Genomic DNA, 22772 nt, shown 5'->3' with positions numbered 1-22772 from the left:
GGGGCGTGCCGAAAAAATCTCACGCAACTTATTGATTTTATTAATTTCCTATTTTAGATTGAAACAGAATTGAAGCCGGAATAGCCGCTAGTTCACATTTTCGTTTTCAACGGGGGATCAGAACGGGCTCACGCAGGGTGGGAACGGGGCCCGTCTGTGGCACAGGGAGGGCCCGCCGCAACACACTCGGATCGATGATCAATCGCGCCGAGATCGTCCGATCTCCCAAAAATTTCAGGCGGTCGTCTTCGACAAGACCCTTCAGATGAGCCACCGAGGTCACGGGGACCCATTCGTCTGGCAGGCTAGGGCCCAAATCCAAGAGGAGGAAGCCCCTCTCGATCAGCTCGTCCTTGATCGTAAAGAAGAGATAATACCCCGGTTCGGTCACGAGGCCCCCGCCCGGGATCTCATCCTCGCTGCGCACGACGTAAGGCCACGACGGGTCGATTTCGCAAGGGGGGCAGATCACGAAGGACAGAACCCGGGCCTTGGCCGCGGCGGCCTGAGCCTCCGTCATATCCCGGAGGAATTCGGAGCTGTTCGTCCATCGCCTCGGGGCTCCGTTGGGAAAGTAGACGATGCGGAGATTGTCGTCGGGATTATCGATCGCCTCCCGGCTGGAGGGGGCGCTGATCAGACCCCTGTCGCCTGCGGCGACCGGGCCTGAGATGGTGGTGGGCGTCTCTCCGCCCACCCCGCCCCCGTCGATGCGGCGGAAGGCCGGCTCCATCGGCGGAGGCGTCGTCCCGGCCGGATCTCCTCCCCCGCTGACCGCGGAAGGCGGGATCGGGGCAGCGGCCGAAGGAGGTGCGATCGCCTCCTCGGAATCAGGGACCTTTTCGGATGTCGTCTTCTCCTCCCCCACGGCGCTCAAGGGGGAACCCGGCGCCCCGATCGGGGAGGTCGTCATCTGCGGGCAGGCCGTCAGCAGGAGCATGCCGGCCATGGGAAGAAGACTGAGGAGTGTGCGAAGGGTCATTCTCATTTTGATAACGTGTATTATAGATTATCGGCCTGTAAAGACCAAGGAGTTGCCGCCTCTTCAAATCCCTTCCGTCGTCACCGGGCCGTCGTTTCGCGTCCCGCAACCAGACGAGGCGCTGCCTTGCATGCCCGCGCCGGTCGGCGCGGCCCCGGGATTGCGGGTCGCCGGCTCGGCGGGAACGGGCTCTGGGTCGTAGGGTTCGGGGTCGAAGGGTTCGCTCTCTTGTTCGGATCCGGCCCCGGAAGCCGTGGCGCTTCCGGGATCGGGCGAACTCAAGGTAGGGACTCCAGGCGGCGGCGACGCGGCGGCGCCCTCGCCCTCGGTCACCAGAAAGACGAGCAGACCGCCATCCTCCAACCTCGCGATGATGTCCCGCGAGCCGTCCCCGTCCTCGTCGCCGAAGTAGACGGCGACGATCCGCTCGCCGCCCACGTCGAGGGGCATGCGCCCTCCCGTTTCGAAGGACGCCGCCCGATCGGCGGCGTCGGCGCTTCCGCCCCGGTCAAGCCTTGCGAAATATCGGGCGACGCCGTCGCTCCCGCGCGTGCCTTCTATGATCAGATGAGCATAGTCCCGGCGTTGCACCTCCGCCACGACCGCCCGCCTTTCCAGAGGCAGCGAGGAACCGTATGTTGACGTCGGACCGGCGATCTCGTCGAGCCGCTCCTCCGTGATCGTTCTCGTGCGGATGGTCAGCGTCACGATTGACCCTTCTTGGGATCAGGCTCCCCGAGCAACCCCGCCTCCCTCAGCCATCCCAGGAGCGTGGAATAGGAGACGTAATCCGGAAGCCCGCGCGCCACGCGGTCGTAAAACGAGAAGACGCTCTTTCCGCGCGGCTGTCCCTCCGTCGCGAATCGGGCGACCAGCTCCTGCCTCATGGCCTCGGGTTTGGCGCGGTTGGAGCGTCGGCCCTTCAATCCGTGAACGAGCCCCTCCGAACCCTTTTCTTGAAAACGCCGGCAAAGGCGCCAAAGGGTCGTCCGGTGGACGCCAAGCTTGAGGCAGGCCTCGTTCCGCGTCAGGCGTCCGGCCAAGAATTCTTCGATCACCTGGGTTTTATCCGTCGTGCTCATGGCAATCCTCTCCTACCCCCGGAAAGAGCAAGGCCGATGCCAGACTAAATCTAAATAAAATCAATAAGATGAAAAATGAGGCCGATTCCTAAAGCACTGGTACTTCACATTTATGTGATATAGATCCGAACGCGGAGAACCCGCTCAGAAGGGCAATAGGCTCAAAACACTGCGGATCGCACCGGCGACCCAGGAGGGCCGACTTCCGCCGGAGGAACCCCTGGAGACGGGCGGGTTGGGACTCGGCGCGAGGGGCGCCGGATGCAAGGAATCGATATTCGCGCGTTCCCCTCCCCTGCCGATGGCGACGATATAACTCGCGTGGATTTCGAAGTGATCGATGACAAACGGCGCTCCCGGCGCGCGCCCGTCTTCCCACCTCATTTGAACACGATCTCCCGAGTGCAGGGTGATTCCGCGCGTGTTCACATGATCCGCCGCGGTCGCGCGCGATTCCTCGATCCCCAGGGAGACCACCGCGTGTAGGTGGCGGGCGCGGAGGCGGAGATCGGACCGTAGACGGGAGGCCCGGCCATCAAGATCCGCAAGAAACGCCCTTTCGTGCTCCAGTCCTCTTGCACGCACCGTGTCCCTCGACCGGCACGTGTGCAGGTAGTCGAGGATCAGGCCTGCGCTTGAATTCCTTTCCGCCGCCTCGCTGTCTCCCCGGAGAAGCCTGAGGATGGGCTTTGTCTCGAGGGCCGCGTCCCCCAATTCCTCGAAACCGGCGGCCCCGTCAAGCCGTGCCGCCTCAATGGCGCGCCAGCGAAGAGCGGACAAGCGCTCGTAGCTGACGCTGAAACCGCCCTCCCGGGCCAGGCGCTCGGCCTGATCCAATTGGGATTGCACGGACATGTATTCCCCGGATTCGAGCGCGCGCTCCGCCATGTGGAGACAATCGACGTAGGCGGCAACCCGATGCATGCGGGCGCCCGTATGGAGGCCGGAGATGCCGATCCGGGCGAGGGCCTCGCGCGCGGCGGCCTCGTCGAGGGGGCGGGAATCGCCGCCGAGACTCAAGCGCTCGCCGTGGTCGAAATCGCCCTCGCCGTCCTCATCGTGAAAGCGGAGGGTCCGTCCGTCGATTTGTCCGATGACGATGTCGGTCATGAGCGATCAGTCTCCCAATCTGAAAATCGCGTGGCGTTGCCGCGAGCTAGGAATGCATCGCACGCCCCGGTTACTCGCAGCTCGCGTAGGGGGCGAACGGGGCCGGGGACGTGTCTTCGGCCGGGTCGTTCGTGAGGCGTTCCTCGCCGGTGCCGTCCGGGCGCACGCGGTAGATCTCCTTGTTCCCGTCGCGGCTGGAGACGAAGTAGATCCAGCGGCCGTCGCGCGACCAAGCCGGCTGATTGTTGACGCTTCCGCTGGTCAGAGGGGCCACCACGCGGCAGACCGTGATCTCGCCGCGCGAGCCGAGCGTGCCCATACCGAAGGGTTCCTGGTCGAGATTGCAGCGGTAGATCTGATCCGCCCCGAACGAGTCCTTCTTCACGAAGGCGATGGATTTTCCGTCTGGGCTCGCGGCCGGCGAGGTCCCCGCAGCCGGCGTGATCGTCGTCATGTCGACGAGGCCATAAAGGCTTCCGCGGGCGGTGTCGAAGATCGCCAGTTGGGCCTCGGCGCCGTCGTCCTTCGTGTCGATCGAAACGATGACCTTGCCTCCCGCCCAGGCGATGCCACGGAATTCCTTACGCCCATCCGCATTGGCGACGATGGCGCGGTTCTCGTTCTTCAGGAAGACCTCCGGCACGAGCTTGCGGCCGACGTTGTGCCAGTTCACGTAGGCCATATTGCCTCCATCGGGGCTAAAGACGGCGGAAGCGGTCAATGAATCGGCGCCTCCGTCGGCGTCGGCGTCAAAGACGACGTCCGGCGCCGCGACCGGTCCCTCCAAGTCGAGCGAAACGGTGATGGGAAAGAACAGCGCCAACTCCGTGAAGACCAATTCATTCCGCGTGGGATGGACCGTCAGGTCCGACAGGGCGACCCCGCGAAGATCGGTCAAGGACCGCGGAGAGCCCGCTTTGTGGACGAAGATATTTTGCACGCCCGAGCGGTTTGAGACGAATGCGAAGGCCGGCTCGTCGCAGCTGACGGCCGGGGGCAAGGGAGGCGTGCCGATTTCGGGCGTCGTGTCGGGGACTCCCTCCCCTTCCGCGATGGCCGGGGTCTCGGGACCGGCGGGCGGAGCGGGTTCGGCGGCGGGAGGCGTCTCTTCGGCGGCCGGAACGGCGGGGGCGGAGGGAGACGAAGGCATGATCACCTCGTCACCCGAGTCGGCCGTCCCTTGCGGAATCGTTCCCGCGTCTCTCGGGGCGACCTCCGTATCACTCGAGCTTCCACGGTATGCGATCTCTTGGACGTCGCCTCTTGAGCCACACGCGGATGCAAAGCCGATCACTCCCAGACTGAAGACCGCCAAATAGATTTTTCTCATGACATCCCCCCTCTCCCCTCGCCTTAGCAAGCGGAATGCCATGAGGAGATTTCAATCTAATATATTGAAATTATTATTCTTTATTAATTTCACTCCTGGGGAAATGGGTGGGGACAAGAACTGATACTTCCTATTATTCTCATTTTTATGAACTCGTCACGGTAGCCCGTCTCACCGATCGGAAGCCGGTCAGCTCTTCAGACTCTCAAAATGAGAAAATTATCATTCTGAGAGGGAATTGGACGGGTCGCAAAGAATACAAACTAAACAATATCAGCTAATTAGACTGGCGATCCTCTTGGCATGCCCTCTGCAATCCCTCCTGCGAAGGGGGATCCATGATCGTCCTCGACATCATCCTCTACTTTCTCATCGGCTTGACGGTTTCCATTCTGATTGCGTGGATGTGGACCGAGACGGTGACGTTTTTCTCCTGCCTGCGCGAGAGATCCCTGACGCATCAAGGCGGGCATTGGCTCATCGCGGCCGCCTTCCTCGCCACCACGGCGCTCGCCGGCTGCGGGGGCGGCTCCCAGGAGGGAACGGGCACGATCGTCTCGCCTAAGGCCCCCTCGGGCTCCGGTGCCACAAAGGCCGACGGCGAGTCCATCCTACCGGGAGGGGGAGCCGGCGGCGGAATGAGCGCAACAGGGACCGTCACCGGCGGTTCGCCACCCGCCCTCGGCGAGGGCCCGGAGAGCGGAGGTTCCGACGGAGGAGACACAACGGGTGGCGGAGCCGCTCAAGGGACGTCCCCCGCCTTGATCATGCAGGTGGTGAACACGATCTTGAACTGAACACCAGCAACGCCGTCGAACTCACGATCACGAAATAACCCCCCGAGCGTCCGCTAGAAGAAGAACTGGCTCTGGAAGTAATAGACGTTGGGGAACGCCGTAAATTCCCCGTTCGTCCGACCCACGGGAATCTGGGCGCCGCCGGAAATCTCCAGCCACGGGAGCGGCGAGTACTTGGTCTCCGGATGGAGAAAGGCGCTGCCGCCGTTCAAGTCCACGACGGTCAGGAACAGGACCGACCAAAGCGGCATGAGGTCGTACTTGGCCTGGAACTCCAGAAAATTCTTGTGGACCGACGGGACCTGGGTCCCCGCCCGGGGCGCCCCCGCGGTCAGCGGAAGGCCGCGACCATTTCCGTTGAAGAAGTATTCGAGCGCCAGGGAGAGGCTGTTCTCCCAGCCGTAATCCACGCCGGCCGCGAACTGCACGAAGTCGGAGACGAACTGCGCGCGGTCGTAGACGAATTCGCCTCGAATGCCCGCCTTGCCCAGGTCCCCCGTGAAATCGAAGCCGAAGTCCTCGTCCTGCAGGAACTTGCCGCCCAGGATGGAGACGTCGAAGCGGCCCAAGGTCTTGGTGATCCGTCCGCCGAGGCGGGCGCGGTCGAAGTCCGGCTGGACCTCGTAGACGGCGTTGAGTTTGAGTCCCGTGACGGGTGTAACAGTCAGGTTCGCCGCCGTCGCCCCCACGCGCTCCTCCTTTTCGATATCGAACACCGCCACCCGGGTGAAGAGATCACCGGGCGAGATCAGCCGCATCACGCCCCAATCCACCTTCTGTCTTCCGCCGATGAAAACCACGGGCCCGGCGTCGACGCGGGCATAGGCGCGGTAGATCTCCTGGCCGTAAAAGAAATTCCTCTCCCGGACGAGCTCGTAGTCGAGATCCAGATAGGGTTCGGCCCGCTGGCTCTGCCGGGCGGCGAATTCCTCCGAATTGACGTAGTCGCCGGCGACGAGTTCGTTGTCCCAGATGACCTTGGCCGAGAGGAACTTCCAGAACTTGGCGTCCCACTCGGTCCGAAGGCGGTTTATGTCGGCGATCATGGCTTCATTCGTGGCGCGGCGCTTCGTCTCGAAGAAAAGGTTTTTGAAATAGCCTTTGAAGCCGAGCGAGAAATTGTCCGTTTGGACGAGGGTGGCGGCGCCGGCCCGGGGCGACCAAAGAGACAAGAGACAAAAGACGAAAGCGAGGCGTTTCATCCTACCTGCCGCATCGCCTCGACAGGGTCCAGACGGGAGGCCCTCCAGGCCGGGTAGAGCGAGACGGCGACATTCGACCCCATCACGACGGCGAGGAAGATCGCCAAATACAGCCAGTCGACCTTCGGGAAGACGTGCGCGCCGATGAGGAAGTTGGAGAACGTGCTGACGAAGCGCGACAGGTCGATGCCCACGTGACCCATGTAAGCCGTGAGCGCCACCCCCAGCGCCGTGCCGACGACGGCCCCGAGCGCCGTGATGAAGAAGGACTCCAGCGCCACCAGCAAGATCACCTGTCCCGGCTTTGTCCCCATGGCCATCATGAGACCGAACTCGCGCGTGCGCTCCACGATCGACATCATGAGGGTGTTGAGGATGCCAGCCGCGACGACCGTCAGCACGATCACGACGACGACGAAGATCATGCCGTTCTGGAAGTTGATCAGCTGGGCCATCATCGGAATCAGCTCCTCCCAGGTCAGGACCTTGAGGTCTTTTGAAGGCATCGCAGAACGCAGGCTTTGGACGACCGACATGACGGCGCCCTTCGGTTCGATCCTCATGGCGAACTTGGAAACGCGGTGTTCGAGCGACATCATGCGCTGCGCCGAGGACTTGAGCACCATGACCGTTCCGTTGTCGATCTGGTCGTTGCCCGACTCGAAGGTGCCGACCAGGGTGAACGCCTCCCCCGCCAGCGCCCCGTAGTAGTCCTGCGTCGTCACGACGATCTTGTCGCCGATGTCGACGCCAAGAATCTCGCGCATCTTGTCGCCGATCGCGGCGGCGTGGCCGTCCTCGAGCGTCATGAGGCGGCCCCGGACCACGTCCCGGCGGCTCCCGATCCTCGTCTCCGCCTCGGGGTCGAAGCCGACCACGAACGTGGCGATGGAGTTCGTGGCCGACGAGACGATCCCGCCGGCGATCACGCGCTCCGCGAAGTCCTGGATGCGCGCGTCCTTGCGGAGGATGCGCCGGATGGCCTCAGGATCCTCGATGTATCCGTTGGTGTTGTAGATGTTCTCGAGGGCCGCCGGCACGATCTGGGCGTCGCTGGTCAGCGACGTCGTGATATTCTGCACCATCTGCGCCTGGGCGCCGAAGACGAAGCCTCGGAGGAAGATCAGCGCGGTCAACCCGAAAGAAACCGCCGCGAGCGTGATGAGCGAGCGCTTCTTGTTGCGGAACATGTTCCGGAGGGCGAGGGAGAGGAAGATCCTCATTGGCGCTCCTCCCCCTCCACGCGCCCGTCCTTCAGGCGGACGATTTGATGGGCGCGCCGGATCACCATCGGGTCGTGGGAGGCGAAGACGAAGGTGACTTTGTATTGCTCGTTCAACTCCCGGAAGAGGTCGATCAATTCCGAGCCCGTCTTGGAATCCAGGTTCGCCGTCGGCTCGTCGGCCAGAATAATGCGGGGTCTGGCCGCCAGGGCCCGCGCCACCGCCACGCGCTGCTGCTGGCCGCCGCTCATCTCACCGGGGCGCTTGCCGCTCTGATCGCCGAGGCCCACCCTCCGCAGCAAGTCCTCGGAGCGAGCCCTCCGCCCGTCCGGCGGAATTCTTTGAAGCAGGAGGGGGTATTCGACGTTCTCGCGCGCCGTCAGGACGGGAATTAAATTGTAGGCCTGAAAGACGAAACCGATCTTATGGAGCCGGAAATCGGCCAACTCCTTCCGGCTTCTCCGGTAGAGGTCGTCCCCTTCGATGAGCACGCGCCCCTCCGACGGACGGTCGAGCGCTCCGATCAGGTGCAGGATCGTCGACTTGCCGGAGCCCGACGGACCGGCCAAGACGGCGAAGGCGCCGGGGGAGATCGACAGATCGATCCCGGACAGGGCGCGAACGGGAAGTCCGTCCGCATGGTAGACCTTCGTGATGTGTTCCAGGCGGATCATCCCGAGTGATCCGCGAGCCATCTTCGAGCCTCCCCGACGGTAAAAAATGATCCCGTGATCAGAAGGACCTCCTCCGGAGCGATCTCCTCAACAATTCGTCCCATCGCCTCCGGGACGCCCCGACAGACGATCGCATCCAGACCGAACGAAGACGCATGTTCCGCCAGAACCGCCGGTGCGGCGGCCCTCTCCACGGCCGGTGCGGTGACGATGATCCGGGAGGCAAGCGGCGCGATTTCGGTTAGAATCCCCCGCAAATCCTTGTCCGCCATGGCCCCGAGGACCACCGTCAGCTTTCGCCCTTCCAGGTTTTCTTCCAGGTAATCACGCACCGCCCGCATCGCCTCCGGATTGTGGGCGCCGTCGAGGAGAATCCACGGGCCCTCCGGTTCCGCCGAGACGGTTTCCAGGCGGCCGGGCCAGCGCACGTTTTCAAACCCGCGCCACACGGCGTCCCGGTTGACGCGGATCTCCCCGAGCGCGTTCAAGACGTCGACCGTCGCGAGTGCCAGGTTCGCGTTCCGGCGCTGGTGCGCGCCTTCCAGACGGATGGGAATGTTGGGCGGGATCAGATCCATGACGACGGGAACGAACCTCGCCCCCTTTTTGGACGCCTGTTCGCGGATTACTTCAAGGGCCTCCGGCGGGACAAGACCCACCACCACCGGAACCCCCGGTTTGACGATCCCCGCCTTTTCAAAGGCGATCTCTTCCAGGGCTTCTCCCAGTTGGGCCGTATGGTCCCGCGCGATCGTGGTGATGACCGAGAGGACCGGTTGAATGACGTTCGTCGCATCGAGCCTCCCTCCGAGACCCGTCTCGACGACCGCCAAGTCGACACCCTCCTCGGCAAAGTGGAGAAATCCGATCGCCGTCGCGAGCTCAAAGAAGGTCAACGGCTCGTCCTCTACCTCCCGAATGTGACGGGCTTGCTTCAAAACCTCGTCGGGCGTGATGGGCATGCCGTCGACGCGGATGCGTTCGCAAAAATCCTGCAGGTGCGGCGAGGTGTAGAGACCGGTCCTGTATCCGGCCTCCTCCAAGATCGCAGCGATCATCGCGGCCGTCGACCCCTTGCCGTTCGTCCCGGCGATGTGAACGGAACGAAACTTCTCCTGCGGATTTCCGAGGCGGGCCAACAGGGATTGAATGCGTTCGAGCCCGAGCTTTTGGCCGAAATATTCGCGGTCGCCCAGGTGTTTGACGAAATCCTCGTAGGAATGAATGGGGATCTTCACGCCGCCTTGATGCCGTATTTCTTGATTTTGCGGTACAGGGTCGCCTGACCGATCCCCAGCTTTTTGGCGGCCGTCAGCACGTCCCCCATGCATCGCTTGATCGCGCTCTCAATGGCGTACTGCTCCACCGTTTTCAAGGGCAGGATCTTTTGAAAGCCCTGATCCCATTCGGAGGCATCGACCTCCCCCTTCTTCTCGGCGGTGGCGATGAAACGGGGCAGGTATGCGGGCTTGACGCGGCTGTCTTCGTGCAGGACGACAATGCGCTCGATGTTGTTCTCCAGTTCGCGCACGTTCCCCGGCCAGTCATACTGGACCAGCGCCTCCATGGCCTCCGGCGTGAAACCGCGGAATCGCTTTTCGTTCTCCTTGGCGTATTTTTCCAAAAAATACTGGGCGAGCGGCGGGATGTCCGTCCTTCGCTGGCGGAGGGGAGGCAGGTGAATGGGCACGACGTTCAGCCGGTAGTAGAGATCCTCGCGGAAGGCTCCCTTGTCCACCTCGGCGCGCAGGTCCTTGTTGGTCGCGGCGATGACGCGGATGTCGATGTTGATCTTCTCGTTGCCGCCGATCCTCGAAATCGTCCGTTCCTGCAGCACGCGCAGGAGCTTGACCTGCAGGCTCGGGTCCATCTCGGAGACTTCGTCCAGGAAGAGCGTCCCCCCGTGCGCGCGCTCGCAGCTCCCGATGTACTGGCGGTCGGCCCCCGTGAATGCGCCGCGCTCATGGCCGAAGAGCTCGTTCTCCAAGAGTTCCTTGGGGATGGCCCCGCAGTTGATGTCGATGAATTTGTTCTGAGCGCGGTCCGAGTGGCGGTGGATGGCCTTGGCGATCAGCTCCTTGCCGGTTCCGCTCTCGCCCATGATCAGTGCGGTGGCGTTCGAGCGCGCGACCGTCTTCACCATCTGGAAGATCTCCTGCATCTGCGGCGAGATGCCGACGATGTCGTCCAGGCGGTCCTCCCACCCGACCTGGCTCTCCAAGAGGCTCATCTTCCGGCTCATCTCGGAGGCCCGCGAGGCCCGATCGACGGCGAGCTTCAGCTTTTCCAGGTTGGGCGGGATTTGAAAGTAGTCGAAGGCCCCGCTCTTCATGATCTCGACGGCGTGGTCGACGCCGGTCAGCTTGGTGAGGAAGATGACGGGAAGGTTCTCGTCCTTGGACTTGAGGCGGGCGAGCAAATCGCGCCCGGATTCGAAGGATTCTCCGCCGCAGTTGAGCAGCACAACGTCGGAGGCGGGCACCGGCTGCTGGCGCAGGTCGTCGCGTCCGATCTCCCTCACCTCCGCCCCGTCCTTGGCCAGGAGTCCGTGAATCTTCTTGTCCAGCTTCTCGCGGAACGAAACGACCAGGATGCGCGCGCTCATGCCGTTTCCCTCTTCTTAAATTCGCGAATGTTGATTTCGCACTTCTTGATAATTTTCTTGAAATTGCTCCGGTCCATCCCCGCCCTTTCGGAGGCGAGCGAGACGTTTCCCGACGTCTGCCGGAGAAGGTTCGAAATATAGGCCCGGTTGAAAAGATTCAAGGCTTTTTGCTTCGCGCTCCTGTACGGCAGATGGATGAAATCCGTCTCCGAGCGCGTCTCGGGCAGGTAGAAGAATTCGCCCAAGAGCTTGGGCGGCAGCTCCCGAGCGGTGATCGTACCGCCCTCCGCGAGGACGACGGCGCGCTCGATGACGTTCTCCAACTCGCGCACGTTGCCGGGCCAGCGGTATTCCTCCAAGGTCTGCAGCGTGTCCATGGAGATCCGCTCGACATTCTTGCCCGTCTTTTCGGAGAATTTTTTCAAAAAATGATAGGCGAGCAGTGAGACGTCATCCTTCCGTTCCCGGAGCGGAGGCAGGGTCAGCGTGATGACGTTCAGGCGGTAGAACAAGTCCTCCCGGAAGGCCTTCGTCTTGACCTGCTGGTGCAGGTCCTTGTTCGTCGCGGCGAGCACCCGTACGTCCACGCGGGAATTCTCCGAGCCTCCGATGCGGCGGATTTCGCCGTTTTGGAGGACGCGCAGCAGCTTGACCTGGACCGCCGGCGTGATTTCGCCGATCTCGTCCAGGAAGATCGTCCCCCCGTCCGCCTCCTCGAAGAGCCCCTTCTTGTCGGCGAAGGCGCCGGTGAAAGCCCCCTTCCGGTAACCGAAGAGCTCCGATTCGAGCAAAGTCTCGGGCAGGGCGGCGCAGTTGATGACCACGAACGGGTTGTCCTTGCGGCGGCTCTTCTGGTGGATGGCGCGCGCGACGAGTTCCTTGCCGGTTCCGCTCTCCCCGAGGATGAGCACGCTCGAGTTGGACGGCGCCACGCGGTCGATGAGCTGGTAGACTTCGTGCATCTTGAGGCTCTTGCCGACGATATCCAGGAATCGGTCCTCTTCCGTCCCGCTCACCTCCAGCTCCCGGATCTTGCGCAGGAGGTCGGTCTTTTCGATCGCCTTGCCGACGACGAGCGAGACGCGCTCGATGTCGTCGAAGGGCTTGGTCAGATAATCGTAGGCCCCCTTCTTCAGAGCGGAGACCGCGGTTTCGACGGTCCCCTTGCCCGTCATGAGAATCACCTCGGTGTCGGAGCCCCCGGCCCGAAGCCTTTCCAAGACCTCGATCCCGGAGCGGTCCGGCAGGTTGACATCCACGAGTGCGACGTCCACCCTGTTCTTGGCCGCGAATTCCAGGGCCTCTCCCGCCGACGCGACGGCAGCGAACGTGCGCTGATCGCGCCGGAGGAGCTTCTCCAGGGCGGACGTGAGGGACTCCTCGTCATCGACAATGAGAACGTTCACGCGGTTCGGTTGGCTCATGAAGCGCCTCCCATTTTCTTCAGTTTCTCGATCAGGGTCGTCCGGTTGAGCCGGAGAAGCTGCGCCGCGCGGTTTTTGTTGCCCGCGCTCCGGTCGAGAGCCCTGTGGATCAGGGACGCCTCGAAACGTTCGACCATCGCGCGCAGGTCCACGCCCTCCTCGGGAAAGACGGCCTCCTCGGGCGCCGAGACCGCCGCCCGCCCGGCGAGGTTCGGCGGCAGGTCGCGCACCTCGATCTCGCCGCCGCCCTTGAGCACCACCAGCCGTTGCACGAGGTTCTCGAGCTCCCGGACGTTGCCCGGCCAGTCGTAGGACTTGAGGTGCTCCATCGCCTCCGGCGAAAATGAGGTGGCCGGTCCGCGCCCGTCCTGCCGGTATTTTTGGAGAAAATGCCTGACCAAGAGAGGCAGGTCGTCCTTGCGTTCGCGAAGCGCGGGCAAGTGGATCGGAATGACGTTCAGCCGGTAGAAGAGATCCTGGCGGAAACGGCCCTGGGCGACGGCCTCCTCGAGGTTCTGGTTGGTCGCCGCGATGACCCGGATATCGACCTCCCGGTTCTTGGACGATCCCACCGGCTGGACGACGCGCTCCTGCAGCGCCCGCAGGACCTTGACCTGGAGCTTGGGGCTCATGTCGCCGATCTCGTCCAAGAAGATCGTACCCCGGTCGGCCTGCTCGAACTTGCCCGCGCGCGTGGTGACGGCGCCGGTGAAGGCCCCCTTGACGTGGCCGAACAGCTCGGACTCGAGCAGCCCCTCCGGAATGGCCCCGCAATTGACCGCCACGAAAGGCCGGTCCGCGCGCCTCGAACGGTAGTGCACGGCCTGTGCGATCATTTCCTTGCCCGTCCCGCTCTCGCCGGTGATGAGCACCGTGCTGTCCGTGTCCGCGATCTTCTCGACCAGGCGGAAGACCTCCTTCATGGGCAGGCTCTCGCCGACGATGTTTTCAAAACCGTATTTCTGCTGCAGTTGCTTCTTGAGGGACCGGTTCTCCTCGCGGAGTTGGGCGTGCTCGAGGGCCTTGGCGACCAGCGAGCCGATGTCCTCCAGGTCGAAGGGTTTGGTCACGTAGTGGTAGGCCCCGGCGCGGATGGCTTCGATCGCGGACGGAATGGTGCCGAACCCCGTCATCACGACGGAGACGAGGCCCGGCTGCGTCTCGCGAAGACGGCGGATGACCTCGATGCCGGAGGTCTTCGGAAGCATGAGGTCGACGAGAAGGAGATCGAACGAGCGCTCGCGCGCGGCCTCGAGGGCCTTTTCCCAATCGGAGAAGGCGGAGACGTCGTAACCCTGCGTCTTCAGATAGCGATCGAGCGCCTTGAGAAGGACCTCCTCGTCGTCAATGACTAGAATCGATTTAGCCATGACTGTTTTTCCTCGATGGGGTTTCAGGGGAGAGCAGGATCTCCCCTGACTTTAGCGAAGATCCGGCTTTGCCGGTCTGAGCGGGAATGACGGCGGGAAAAATCACGCGAAACACGCTTCCGACCCCCACCTCGCTCTCCACCTCCAGCTTGCCGCCGTGCTCGGAGATGATCGAATAACAAATGGAGAGCCCCAGACCGGTTCCCTCGCGGCCCTTGGTCGTGTAGAAAGGATCAAAAATCCGGACCATGTCTTCCTTCCTGATGCCGCTGCCGCTGTCCCTCACCTCCGCCGTCACCTGGCTCCGGTCCGGGATGGCCGCGAGCCGGACGGTGACTTCGCCCCCGCCGGCGGCCGACATCGACTGCGCCGCGTTGTTGATGAGGTTGAGGAACACCTGCTGGAGCCGCGCGGCGTTTCCCCGGACGGCGGGCAGGTTTTCTTCATAATGCGTGGCGAGCGTGACGTTCCGGTGCTTGAGGTTGAGTTTTGAGAGCGGCAGGATCTGGTCGACGGTCTCGGCGAGGGAAATGTCCTTCAACTCGCTCTCCCCGTGGGGGCGGGAGAACATCAGAAGGTCCTCGACGATCTTTTTGCAGCGCTTGGCCGCCTGCTCGATCTCGTTCAAATCGCCCTGCGCCTCGGTCTCGCGGATCTCGTTCTTCAAGAGCTGCGTGAAGGCGAGGATGCCCGCGAGCGGATTGTTGATCTCGTGGGCCACGCCGCCGGCGAGCATGCCGATCGCCGCCATCTTCTCGCTTTGGATCAGCTTTCTCTGGAGCCGCTTCTCCTCGGTGACATCGCGGTAGTGGTGAACCGCCAGGGGGCCGGGCGACTTGCCCGAAGCCAGCGGGTAGGAGTTCACGGTGAAATCCCCGTCGGACATCATGCCGTCGATCTCCACGCTGCGGGGGTTCCCCGAACGGAGGGTCTCGCTCAAGGGGCAATGCGGACAGACGTCCTTTCGTCCCGCGAAGACCTCGTAGCAACGTCCGCCGACCAAGTCCCGGATCACCCGCCCCGAACGCTCCGCCGAGGCCAGGTTCGCGCGCACGATGCGGTAGTCCTTGCCGATGATCAAGACGGGGTCGCGGATGGCGTCGAAGGTCGACTCCCACATGAACTTGCCGCGTTCGACGATGTTGAAGAGTCGCTTGAGCTTCTGAATGTTGCCCGAGGGAGGACGGGCCTTGGAAACCGTTTTCTTTCGGGCTCTTTTCATATGGGTCGAAAAATGCAGGGTCAAAACTAACACGGGGAATTTTATCAGGCTAGGGGAATCTACTTAGAAATTGACATTTCCGGCCTTCAAGATGAAAAAGACCCGATTCATGTCCGCCAAAGCGCTTACATATAAGGATGCCGGCGTCGACATCGACGCCGCGGATGGCTTCATCCAACGGATCAAGCCCTTCGTGAAGATGACCGAACGGCCGGAGGTGCTCTCCACCGTCGGCCACTACGCCGGCCTCTTCGCCCTGGATACCTCCAAGTACCGGAATCCCGTCATCGTCTCGTCGACGGACGGGGTCGGGACCAAGGTGAAACTTGCCCTCGAATGGGACCGTCTGGAAGGCCTGGGGCAGGACCTGGTCGCCATGTCGGCCAACGACGTCCTCTGCCTCGGGGCCGAGCCTCTCTTCTTTCTCGACTACTTCGCGACCGGAAAACTTGACGTCGACCGCGCCGTCCGCCTCCTCAAGGGCATCGCGCAGGCCTGCAAGGACATCGGCTGCACGCTGCTGGGCGGCGAGACGGCGGAGATGCCCAAGATCTACCGCGGCGGCGACTTCGACCTCGCCGGCTTCATCGTCGGCGTCGTGGAAAAGGACAAGATCGTCGACGGATCGGGCGTCCGGGCCGGCGACGCGATCGTCGGCGTCGCCTCGTCGGGGGTCCATTCCAACGGCTTTTCCCTCGTCCGGAAGATCGTGGCCCAAAAGAAGCTCTCACCCGACAAGAAGTACCCGGGGCTCAATCGCCCCCTCGCGGACGCCCTCCTGGCCCCCACGCGGCTTTACGTCCGTACGGTCTTGGAACTCATGACGTCCTTCAACCTTCAGGGCATCGCCCACATCACCGGCGGCGGACTGATTGAAAACCTGCCGCGCGTCTATCCCAGGAACTGCCGCGCCATCCTGGAGCGCCACGCGTGGCCCGTGCCTCCGCTTTTCCAATGGATCCAGAAATGGGGACGGGTGGCGGACGAGGAGATGCATCGGGTTTTCAATTGCGGCGTCGGGCTTTGCCTCATCGTTCGTCCCGGCGACGCGTCCGGCGTCGTCGAAGCCCTGCGTTCCCGGGGGGACGAAGCCTGGGTCATCGGCCGGATCGCAGCGCGCGGGTCCGGCGACGATCCCCTAGAAATCCTATGAGCCGGGTCGCTGTCTTCGTCTCGGGGAACGGATCGAATCTCCAGGCGATTCTCGATGCGGCCGCCTCCCCCTCCTACCCAGCCCAGGTCGTCCTCGTGGTCAGCAACAAGGCCGGCGTCTTCGCCCTGGAGCGCGCTCAAAAGGCGGGAATCCCGGTCCAAGTCATTCCTCACGGGGATTTCCCGGACCGGTCGTCCTTTGAGGACACGTTGATCGCCGCCGTGGAGAAGGCGGGCGCGGACCTGATCGCTTTGGCGGGATTCATGAGGGTGCTCTCCCCTCGCTTCGTCGAGCGTTATCCGAACCGCATCCTGAATATCCATCCCGCCCTTCTCCCGTCCTTTCCGGGGACCCATGCGATCGAACAGGCGTGGCGCTATGGGGCGAAGGTCACCGGAGTGACGGTGCACTTCGTCGACAAGGGGACCGACACGGGACCGGTCGTCCTTCAGGAAGCGATCGCCGTTTCCCCGAAAGAAACGCTTGAAAGCCTTGAGAAAAAAGTCCATTCCGTGGAACACAGGTTATACCCCGAAGCGATCCGGCTCTTCGCGGAAGGCAAGATCCGAGTTCAGGGGCGCAAAGTCGAAATCCTATGAAGAAAATCATGATCGCCGTCTTGCTCGCCGCCGCATCCGCCCTCCCGCTCCGCGCGGCGGAGGCCCGCCAGGGCTTCGCCGTGGGCCTCGGTCCCGCGGGCAACATCTTTCTGATCGACACCATTCCCGTCATGGACCCGGGATTCGGCGGCCACGTCTTTTTCAACTACCGCTTCCATGAGCAGTTCGCCTTCGAGACGAGCTTTCTCATCACGACCCAGAACGGAACCAACGTCTCCTCCGGAGACCGCGGCATCCTCTTCCTGGGAATGCCCACGTTCGATTTCAAATATTACTTTTTGAAAAACGATCCCCGTTTCGACCCCTATGCCGCGGTCGGCGTCGGCCTCTACTGGTTGACGGAGGGCAGCGTCGGCGACTCCACGGGCGGCGTCGGGCTTGGGGCCCAGTTGGGGGTCGGCTTCGACTATTACATCACCGACGCCATCTCGCTCGGTTTTGAAGGCGTCTTCCGGTCGATCGGACTGATCACAAATTTTGGGACGCCAAGCGCCAGTACAGCTATATTCCCGTATTCTTTATTAGGTAATGTCGCGTTTCATTTTTAATATAAGGAGAATCGCATGATCAAATTCACGTACTTCGGCCATTCCTGCTTCCTCATTGAAGGGGCCAAGGGCAAGGTCGTTATCGACCCGTTCCTCAAGGGCAACCCCCATGTGAAGGTCAACCCCAACGAGATCATCACCAACGCCGTCATCGCCACGCATGCGCACTCGGATCACTTCGGCGACGCGGTCGAGATTTCGCAGAAAAACCACGCCCCGGTCATCGGCGTCTACGAGCTGGTCCAATACGCCATCGGCAAGGGCGCGACGGGGCATGCCATGAATATCGGCGGAGGCTACAATTTTGAGTTCGGGGAAGTGATCCTCACCCCGGCCTTCCACAGCTCCGGATTCTCGGACGGCGCGTACGGCGGATCGCCCTGCGGCGTCATCCTCAAAATGGAGAACCGCACGATCTATCACGCGGGCGACTCGAGCCTCTCCCTCGAAATGAAGCTGATCGGAGAGCAGCACAACATCGACGTGGCCTTCCTGCCCATCGGCGACAATTACACGATGGGCCCCGCGGACGCCGCCAAGGCGGTCGAGTTTCTCAAGCCCAAGCTCGCGATCCCGATGCACTACAACACGTTCCCGGAAATCAAGCAGGACCCCGAGGAGTTCATCGACAAGGTGGGTGATTTGGCGCGGGTCAAGGTGATGGGATTCGGGGAAACGTACGAATTATAAATGTCCCTCAACTTCTGCGATTTATTGGTCTTAGGCAGCGACCTCTCGGGGGTCATGGCCGCGACGCTCCTGGCGAAGCGGGGGATGAACGTCCTCGTCCTGGACGACGAAAACGACACCGAGCCCGTGCCCAACCTGCTCACGGGCCTGGGCTCGCGGAGCTTGAAGAGCCTGCTCGGCAAGCTCATGATCCCGGACACGAAGCTTCAAATTCTTCACGAAAACAAGGTCGCTTGCCAGGTGGTGCTGCCCAAGCACCGGCTGGACCTTCATCGATCGCGGCCCCTCTTCTTGAAGGAGATCGAGCGGGAGTTCCCGGAAGAGCGAGAGCTCGTCGAGGAACTCTTGTCCGAGATTGACGGCCTCCGCGAGAATCACCTGGACGAGATGCTCTCGTTCTTCCCCGTCGTCGGGCCCAAGGAAAAGAAGCGTTTCATCCGCTGGGTGCAGTCCTTGCCCGGGGAAAAAGCCCTGGCGATTTGGAAAAGCCTCTCTCCGGACCTCCAGTGCGTCTTCAAATCCCAGATCCGCCTCCTGTCCCGTAGCCCGCTGATCGACCCTCCGCTCTTTCAGCTCATGCTCTTTCTTCCGCCGGAGAGCGGGAGCAGCTATTCGATCCGAGGCGGGGCGCGCGAGGTCAAGAAGCTCTTTTTCGACAAGCTCGATTACTTCGGCGGCATGGTTCATCCGCTGGGCGACGATCCCTTTTCGTTCGCGACCAAGCGCGGCGAGATCAAGTCCGTTCAGCTTCCGCGCTACAGCTTCCCCACGAAATGCCGGTTCGTCCTGGGGAACATGAACATCCAATCCCTTTACCGCACCCTGCCGACGCCGCTGCTCTCCTTCCTCTTGGGCAGGGAGCAAAGAAAGGTTTCGGATCTGAAACCGATGGAGCGCCGGGGGCTCGTCCAGTACGAGGTCCCGCGCGAGATTCTCCCGGGTCCCATGAAGGAAAACCTGGTCCTGATCCCCGAAGCCGACGCCCCTTTCGAGGGCGCCAACTGCCTGGAATTGAACATTCAGCCGATTTCCAAGTCAACGTCTCCCGACGCGGACACGCTTTTGACGGTCACCTACATCCTGAGCGAGAAGACGGCTGAGACCTTTGAAGCCCTGCACGCGCGGATCGACCAGCATCTTCGCAAACTGATCCCGTTCGCGGGCGCTCGGCTTCGCCGCGTCTTTCCGGCCGTCCAAGTGGCAGCGGAGGCGGTCGGCGAGACGGCCCCGCTCTTCCCGCCCCAGGACGAGACCGCCGTCCTCGAACGCATCGTCCAAAAGCGCGTCTCCTACGAACCGTCGTTCTTTTTTCCGACGATCACCTCGCCTTACAAGAATCTCTTCGTGCTGGGCCCCAACGTCCTCGACTGGCTGGGTTTGGAGGGCAAGATGCTCGGCGCCCTGCGGGCCGTCGAGATGATCTGGGCGGGGGAATTGAAGGTACGTAATTCGTAGGGGCGAACCTTGTGTTCGCCCTACATACGAAACGTCCGCCGGTGGAGCGGCGTCAATCCGTATCTTCGAATCTCCTCTCGGTGCTCGGCCGTCCCGTAACCCTTGTGCTTGGCGAATCGGAACCCGGGATATTTTCTTCCCTCCTCCGCGATCCAGCGGTCGCGGGACACCTTGGCGAGGATCGACGCCGCAGCGATGGACTGGCTTCGGGCGTCGCCGTCCACAACGGCCTCCTGGGGGAGCGAGAAGAGTGAATCCCCCAAGGTGAATTTTCCGTCGATCAGGAGATAATCCGGACGTCCGGAGAGCGAGGCGACGGCGAGGCGCATCGCCTTGAGAGAGGCGTGATGGATGTTGATCCGGTCGATCTCGCCGGCGCCGACGGAGGAGACCGACCAGGCGACCGCCTCGCGGCGGATCACTTCGAAGAGGCGCTCGCGAAGATCGGGGGACAGTTTTTTGGAATCGTCGACCTGGGGAATGACGAGTCCCGCGGGCAGGATCACCGCGGCGGCGAAAACGGGGCCGGCCAGACAGCCGCGGCCGGCTTCATCCACCCCCGCGACGGACAGGATCCCCTTCGCGTGGAGCGAACGCTCAAGCGGCAGTAGGTCCTTCGGGGCCTGGACCGGCGGCCTGGAATCCCTCTTCACCCTCAAGACGGGCCTTCTTTCCGGAGAGATCGCGCAGATAATAGAGCTTCGCCCGGCGGACCTTGCCGCGGGAGGCGATTTCAATCTTGTCGATCAGGGGCGACTGAACGGGAAAAACGCGCTCGACGCCGACGCCATAAGACACCTTGCGGACGGTGAAAGAGGCCTCCGCGCCATGGCCCTTCCGGCGGAGGACGACGCCCTCAAACACCTGAATGCGCTCCTTGTCGCCCTCCTTGATCTTGGCGTGGACACGGACGGTGTCGCCGGGCCGGAAATCAGGAAGATTGGGCTTCACGTTTTCCCGTTGTATTTTTTCGATAACATTCATAAAACACCTTCCGTTTCGCGAGGTTGCAGTGGGTAACATGGGATTCTACGGAATGACAAGGCGAAAATGAAGAAATTTCTCAAGATTCTCCTCATCGCGCTGGTCGTATTTGGGGGGGCCTCCGTCCTCTTCGTCCCCCTCATGAGCCGGGCCTTTCTCACGCAAATGGCCGTCCGCGAGGCCCGGAAGGTTCTCCAGACCGATGTGCGGATCGCGAGCTCCGAGCTCCGCCTCTTGGAGGGCCGGGTCATCGCCCAGGGCATCGAGGTCTTCCATCCGGACCGGAAGAACGAGAAGATCATCGAGGTCGCGCGGGCCGCCATCCAGATCAAGCCGTGGCCCATGCTCTTCGGCAAACTCGCCCACATCGAGTTCGAGATCGACGCGCCCAAGATCGTCTACGCGACCACCAAGACGGGGCAATGGGAACTCTCCAAACGCATCCCTCTGCTCATGAGGGGGGAGGGCGAGAAACGTCTGCCCGTCAACATCGATGAGATCACGATCAGGAACGGAGTGGTCGACTACCGGGACGGCAAGATCGGCATGACCACGCGCGTGACGGACATCGACGTCAAGGTCCGGAACGTGCGCCTCCCGACCAAGGAGAGCCCCCTGCCCGCCTCCTTCAAGATGGATTTCGACATCGGCGGCGGCGGGGATTTTTCGATGACGGGCAAGGCCGACTTTCTATCCCCCAAGATCTCCTTCGAATCGGACGCGAATCTCACGGGACTTCCCCTTCCCCGCTACGCGCCCTACTACGACAAGGGATTGCCGGTCCGGATCACGCGGGGCTCGATGGCGATGACCAGCCACGCCCAGTGCGACAAGGACTACCTCAAGGCGCCCGCCCATGTCGTCATCAGCGGACTGGCCGTCGAGCCCAAGCAGGCGAAGATCTTCGGATTCGCCGCCAACACGGTCGTCGACTCCCTCAAGGACCGGAACGGCCGGGTGGAGCTCGATATGATGATCAGCGGCAACATCCGCAATCCCCAATTCCACGTCATGACGGACCTGACGGCGGGGTTCGTGGAGTCGCTTTCAAAGGGCCTCATCATGGCGATCCCCAGCCAGATGGGCGAGGCGCTCAAGGGCGCGGGCGAAGGGGTCAAGAAGGGGGCGGAGTCGGGCTTGGACAAGCTTCGCGGCATCTTCAAATGACCGAACCGTTCCGAAATGCGTCATTTTTCCCGCACGGCGCGTCATAAATACTGATTTTTCCGTCGAATTCACCCTTCGCGCGTTGACCGTTTCCCTACAAAACGGCTAAGATTCGAAAATGCACGTATCGCCGGCCCTTTTGCTCGTTGAAAGCAACGAGGGGCACCGCTTTCTGATCGAGGAGAAATTCCGCGGCGCGTTTCCGGACGCGGAGATCTTCTCCGCGAGCACGCTCCAAGAAGCCTCGGAACTGTTGCCCTCCAAATCCTGGGACCTGGTCATCATCAACTGGAAGCTGCCCGACGGCATCGCGACCGATTTGCTGGACCGACTTTCGGAGCGGCACCCCTTCGCGGCGGTCGCCATCCTGACGGAGGAGCTCACCGATCCCAACCTCGAAATCTCGGGACACAGCGGCGCGGTGGAGTTCTTGACCAAGGACCGTTCCACGCTGGATTCCTTCGTGAGCCGCGTGCAACGGCTCATGGCCGCGAGCAAACGCATGAACGCGCTGCTTCACGAGCGGGAGGATTTGAACGAGGGCATGCTCTTCCGCGACGCGCTCACCGGCGCCTACAACCGGGCCTATCTCGAGGACACGCTCCGTCGTGAAGTCTCGCGGTGCAACCGGCACCAGTACGACCTTTCCTTCCTCATGATCGACGTCGACGGCTTCGAGCGGCTGAACCGGGAAAAGGGGCTTCTCTTCGGCGAGCAGTGTTTGAAAAGACTCGCCTCGATCCTGACGCGCGCCGTCCGCTCCGGGGACGTCGTGGCGCGCTACGACCAGGACGAGTTCGCGATGCTCCTCTCACACTGCCGCAAGTCGGACGCCGTCCGCTGCGCCCGGCGCGTCCTCGATACGGTCAAGAAGCAGTCGGCCTCGCACCGCTTCACCGTCAGCATCGGCGTCATGCACTACCGCGGCGCTTCCCCCAAGATTCATCGCCTTCACAAGCCGCAAGACATCCTCGCCCGGGCCGCGAAGGCCCTCCAAGAGGCCCGTTCGCGAGGCGGCGCGCAGATGCGGCTGGCCTCCGGCGTCTAGAACTCCTCCCCCCCGCGTCCATGGCCCTGTTAGCGAACAGAAACTCAAGGCAACTTTTTCAAAAAACTAACGATGCCCTCCCTACA

23 protein-coding genes are annotated in these 22772 nt (G+C 62.4%); 8 read left to right on the top strand and 15 right to left on the bottom strand.

Annotated features, from left to right (window positions below; genetic code table 11):
* Positions 1-106: 106 nt before the first annotated feature.
* The 5 genes from VLJ37_09590 to VLJ37_09570 form a co-directional block, all read right to left on the bottom strand.
* Positions 107-982, bottom strand: a complete 876-nt coding sequence (locus VLJ37_09590; protein HSA59921.1) for a hypothetical protein — start codon at positions 980-982, stop codon at positions 107-109.
* Between the two features lie 63 nt (positions 983-1045).
* A complete protein-coding gene (locus VLJ37_09585; protein ID HSA59920.1) occupies positions 1046-1690 on the bottom strand; it encodes a hypothetical protein in 645 nt (214 codons plus the stop codon).
* On the bottom strand, positions 1687-2064 hold the full coding sequence (locus VLJ37_09580; protein HSA59919.1) for a helix-turn-helix domain-containing protein: 378 nt from the start codon (positions 2062-2064) through the stop codon (positions 1687-1689). Before VLJ37_09580 ends, VLJ37_09585 begins: the two co-directional genes overlap by 4 nt.
* A gap of 144 nt (positions 2065-2208) precedes the next feature.
* Positions 2209-3174: a hypothetical protein gene (locus VLJ37_09575; protein HSA59918.1), complete on the bottom strand. Its 966-nt coding sequence runs from the start codon at positions 3172-3174 to the stop codon at positions 2209-2211.
* Positions 3175-3244: 70 nt separating this feature from the next.
* Positions 3245-4504 carry a hypothetical protein gene (locus VLJ37_09570; protein HSA59917.1) on the bottom strand — a complete coding sequence of 420 codons (1260 nt, stop codon included), beginning with the start codon at positions 4502-4504 and terminating at the stop codon, positions 3245-3247.
* Positions 4505-4842: 338 nt separating this feature from the next.
* Here VLJ37_09570 and VLJ37_09565 point away from each other — a divergent pair, with 338 nt between their 5' ends.
* Positions 4843-5301 (top strand): hypothetical protein, encoded by a 459-nt coding sequence (locus VLJ37_09565; protein ID HSA59916.1) that lies wholly within the window; start codon positions 4843-4845, stop codon positions 5299-5301.
* 53 nt (positions 5302-5354) lie between these two features.
* On the opposite strand, the gene VLJ37_09560 is transcribed toward VLJ37_09565, so the two are convergent.
* The 8 genes from VLJ37_09560 to VLJ37_09525 are packed head-to-tail and all read right to left on the bottom strand — an operon-like array spanning position 5355 to position 15021.
* Positions 5355-6503: a hypothetical protein gene (locus VLJ37_09560; protein ID HSA59915.1), complete on the bottom strand. Its 1149-nt coding sequence runs from the start codon at positions 6501-6503 to the stop codon at positions 5355-5357.
* Complete coding sequence (locus tag VLJ37_09555) at positions 6500-7726, bottom strand: FtsX-like permease family protein (protein HSA59914.1); 1227 nt, start codon at positions 7724-7726, stop codon at positions 6500-6502. Before VLJ37_09555 ends, VLJ37_09560 begins: the two co-directional genes overlap by 4 nt.
* A complete protein-coding gene (locus VLJ37_09550) occupies positions 7723-8421 on the bottom strand; it encodes an ABC transporter ATP-binding protein (protein HSA59913.1) in 699 nt (232 codons plus the stop codon). The genes VLJ37_09555 and VLJ37_09550 overlap by 4 nt, the downstream gene beginning before the upstream one ends.
* The gene (locus VLJ37_09545; protein ID HSA59912.1) at positions 8397-9638 is read right to left on the bottom strand and encodes a folylpolyglutamate synthase/dihydrofolate synthase family protein; all 1242 of its coding nucleotides are present in this window, start codon (positions 9636-9638) and stop codon (positions 8397-8399) included. The genes VLJ37_09550 and VLJ37_09545 overlap by 25 nt, the downstream gene beginning before the upstream one ends.
* Positions 9635-11005 (bottom strand): sigma-54 dependent transcriptional regulator, encoded by a 1371-nt coding sequence (locus VLJ37_09540; GenBank protein ID HSA59911.1) that lies wholly within the window; start codon positions 11003-11005, stop codon positions 9635-9637. The genes VLJ37_09545 and VLJ37_09540 overlap by 4 nt, the downstream gene beginning before the upstream one ends.
* Positions 11002-12429, bottom strand: a complete 1428-nt coding sequence (locus VLJ37_09535; protein ID HSA59910.1) for a sigma-54 dependent transcriptional regulator — start codon at positions 12427-12429, stop codon at positions 11002-11004. The genes VLJ37_09540 and VLJ37_09535 overlap by 4 nt, the downstream gene beginning before the upstream one ends.
* The gene (locus VLJ37_09530; GenBank protein ID HSA59909.1) at positions 12426-13799 is read right to left on the bottom strand and encodes a sigma-54 dependent transcriptional regulator; all 1374 of its coding nucleotides are present in this window, start codon (positions 13797-13799) and stop codon (positions 12426-12428) included. Before VLJ37_09530 ends, VLJ37_09535 begins: the two co-directional genes overlap by 4 nt.
* On the bottom strand, positions 13792-15021 hold the full coding sequence (locus VLJ37_09525; protein HSA59908.1) for an ATP-binding protein: 1230 nt from the start codon (positions 15019-15021) through the stop codon (positions 13792-13794). The genes VLJ37_09530 and VLJ37_09525 overlap by 8 nt, the downstream gene beginning before the upstream one ends.
* A gap of 109 nt (positions 15022-15130) precedes the next feature.
* On the opposite strand from VLJ37_09525, the gene purM reads away from it, so the two are divergent.
* Genes purM through VLJ37_09500 form a run of 5 tightly spaced genes read left to right on the top strand, consistent with a single transcriptional unit; the run spans position 15131 to position 19487 of the window.
* Positions 15131-16174, top strand: a complete 1044-nt coding sequence (purM, locus tag VLJ37_09520) for a phosphoribosylformylglycinamidine cyclo-ligase (protein ID HSA59907.1) — start codon at positions 15131-15133, stop codon at positions 16172-16174.
* The gene (gene purN / locus VLJ37_09515) at positions 16171-16773 is read left to right on the top strand and encodes a phosphoribosylglycinamide formyltransferase (GenBank protein HSA59906.1); all 603 of its coding nucleotides are present in this window, start codon (positions 16171-16173) and stop codon (positions 16771-16773) included. The genes purM and purN overlap by 4 nt, the downstream gene beginning before the upstream one ends.
* A complete protein-coding gene (locus VLJ37_09510; GenBank protein ID HSA59905.1) occupies positions 16770-17342 on the top strand; it encodes an outer membrane beta-barrel protein in 573 nt (190 codons plus the stop codon). The genes purN and VLJ37_09510 overlap by 4 nt, the downstream gene beginning before the upstream one ends.
* 15 nt (positions 17343-17357) lie before the next feature.
* Positions 17358-18032, top strand: a complete 675-nt coding sequence (locus VLJ37_09505; GenBank protein HSA59904.1) for a metal-dependent hydrolase — start codon at positions 17358-17360, stop codon at positions 18030-18032.
* Positions 18033-19487 carry a hypothetical protein gene (locus VLJ37_09500; protein HSA59903.1) on the top strand — a complete coding sequence of 485 codons (1455 nt, stop codon included), beginning with the start codon at positions 18033-18035 and terminating at the stop codon, positions 19485-19487. It begins immediately after the preceding gene.
* 20 nt (positions 19488-19507) lie between these two features.
* Here the strand turns inward: VLJ37_09500 and VLJ37_09495 are convergent, their stop codons facing one another.
* Both VLJ37_09495 and rplS read right to left on the bottom strand, forming a co-directional pair.
* A complete protein-coding gene (locus VLJ37_09495) occupies positions 19508-20140 on the bottom strand; it encodes a ribonuclease HII (GenBank protein ID HSA59902.1) in 633 nt (210 codons plus the stop codon).
* Positions 20085-20471, bottom strand: coding sequence for a 50S ribosomal protein L19 (gene rplS, locus VLJ37_09490; protein HSA59901.1), 387 nt, complete (start codon positions 20469-20471; stop codon positions 20085-20087). Before rplS ends, VLJ37_09495 begins: the two co-directional genes overlap by 56 nt.
* Positions 20472-20537: 66 nt before the next feature.
* Here rplS and VLJ37_09485 point away from each other — a divergent pair, with 66 nt between their 5' ends.
* Both VLJ37_09485 and VLJ37_09480 read left to right on the top strand, forming a co-directional pair.
* Entirely contained in the window at positions 20538-21638 is a 1101-nt protein-coding gene (locus tag VLJ37_09485) for a DUF748 domain-containing protein (protein HSA59900.1), read from the top strand.
* A 118-nt stretch (positions 21639-21756) separates the two neighbouring features.
* On the top strand, positions 21757-22686 hold the full coding sequence (locus tag VLJ37_09480) for a GGDEF domain-containing response regulator (GenBank protein HSA59899.1): 930 nt from the start codon (positions 21757-21759) through the stop codon (positions 22684-22686).
* The last annotated feature ends 86 nt before the right edge of the window (positions 22687-22772 follow it).

The organism is bacterium, assembly GCA_035454885.1.
Classification (GTDB): Bacteria; UBA10199; UBA10199; order JACPAL01.
The sequence above is the reverse complement of the archived record's forward strand: the minus strand, read 5'-3'. Positions and strand labels throughout refer to the sequence as shown.

Coding starts and splice junctions, on each gene's coding strand:
- VLJ37_09590 (HSA59921.1), bottom strand. CDS start 982: ATGACCCTTCGCACACTCCTCAGTCTTCTTCCCATGGCCGGCATGCTC.
- VLJ37_09580 (HSA59919.1), bottom strand. CDS start 2,064: ATGAGCACGACGGATAAAACCCAGGTGATCGAAGAATTCTTGGCCGGA.
- VLJ37_09575 (HSA59918.1), bottom strand. CDS start 3,174: ATGACCGACATCGTCATCGGACAAATCGACGGACGGACCCTCCGCTTT.
- VLJ37_09570 (HSA59917.1), bottom strand. CDS start 4,504: ATGAGAAAAATCTATTTGGCGGTCTTCAGTCTGGGAGTGATCGGCTTT.
- VLJ37_09565 (HSA59916.1), top strand. CDS start 4,843: ATGATCGTCCTCGACATCATCCTCTACTTTCTCATCGGCTTGACGGTT.
- VLJ37_09560 (HSA59915.1), bottom strand. CDS start 6,503: ATGAAACGCCTCGCTTTCGTCTTTTGTCTCTTGTCTCTTTGGTCGCCC.
- VLJ37_09555 (HSA59914.1), bottom strand. CDS start 7,726: ATGAGGATCTTCCTCTCCCTCGCCCTCCGGAACATGTTCCGCAACAAG.
- VLJ37_09550 (HSA59913.1), bottom strand. CDS start 8,421: ATGGCTCGCGGATCACTCGGGATGATCCGCCTGGAACACATCACGAAG.
- VLJ37_09540 (HSA59911.1), bottom strand. CDS start 11,005: ATGAGCGCGCGCATCCTGGTCGTTTCGTTCCGCGAGAAGCTGGACAAG.
- VLJ37_09535 (HSA59910.1), bottom strand. CDS start 12,429: ATGAGCCAACCGAACCGCGTGAACGTTCTCATTGTCGATGACGAGGAG.
- VLJ37_09530 (HSA59909.1), bottom strand. CDS start 13,799: ATGGCTAAATCGATTCTAGTCATTGACGACGAGGAGGTCCTTCTCAAG.
- VLJ37_09525 (HSA59908.1), bottom strand. CDS start 15,021: ATGAAAAGAGCCCGAAAGAAAACGGTTTCCAAGGCCCGTCCTCCCTCG.
- purM (HSA59907.1), top strand. CDS start 15,131: ATGTCCGCCAAAGCGCTTACATATAAGGATGCCGGCGTCGACATCGAC.
- purN (HSA59906.1), top strand. CDS start 16,171: ATGAGCCGGGTCGCTGTCTTCGTCTCGGGGAACGGATCGAATCTCCAG.
- VLJ37_09510 (HSA59905.1), top strand. CDS start 16,770: ATGAAGAAAATCATGATCGCCGTCTTGCTCGCCGCCGCATCCGCCCTC.
- VLJ37_09505 (HSA59904.1), top strand. CDS start 17,358: ATGATCAAATTCACGTACTTCGGCCATTCCTGCTTCCTCATTGAAGGG.
- VLJ37_09500 (HSA59903.1), top strand. CDS start 18,033: ATGTCCCTCAACTTCTGCGATTTATTGGTCTTAGGCAGCGACCTCTCG.
- rplS (HSA59901.1), bottom strand. CDS start 20,471: ATGAATGTTATCGAAAAAATACAACGGGAAAACGTGAAGCCCAATCTT.
- VLJ37_09485 (HSA59900.1), top strand. CDS start 20,538: ATGAAGAAATTTCTCAAGATTCTCCTCATCGCGCTGGTCGTATTTGGG.
- VLJ37_09480 (HSA59899.1), top strand. CDS start 21,757: ATGCACGTATCGCCGGCCCTTTTGCTCGTTGAAAGCAACGAGGGGCAC.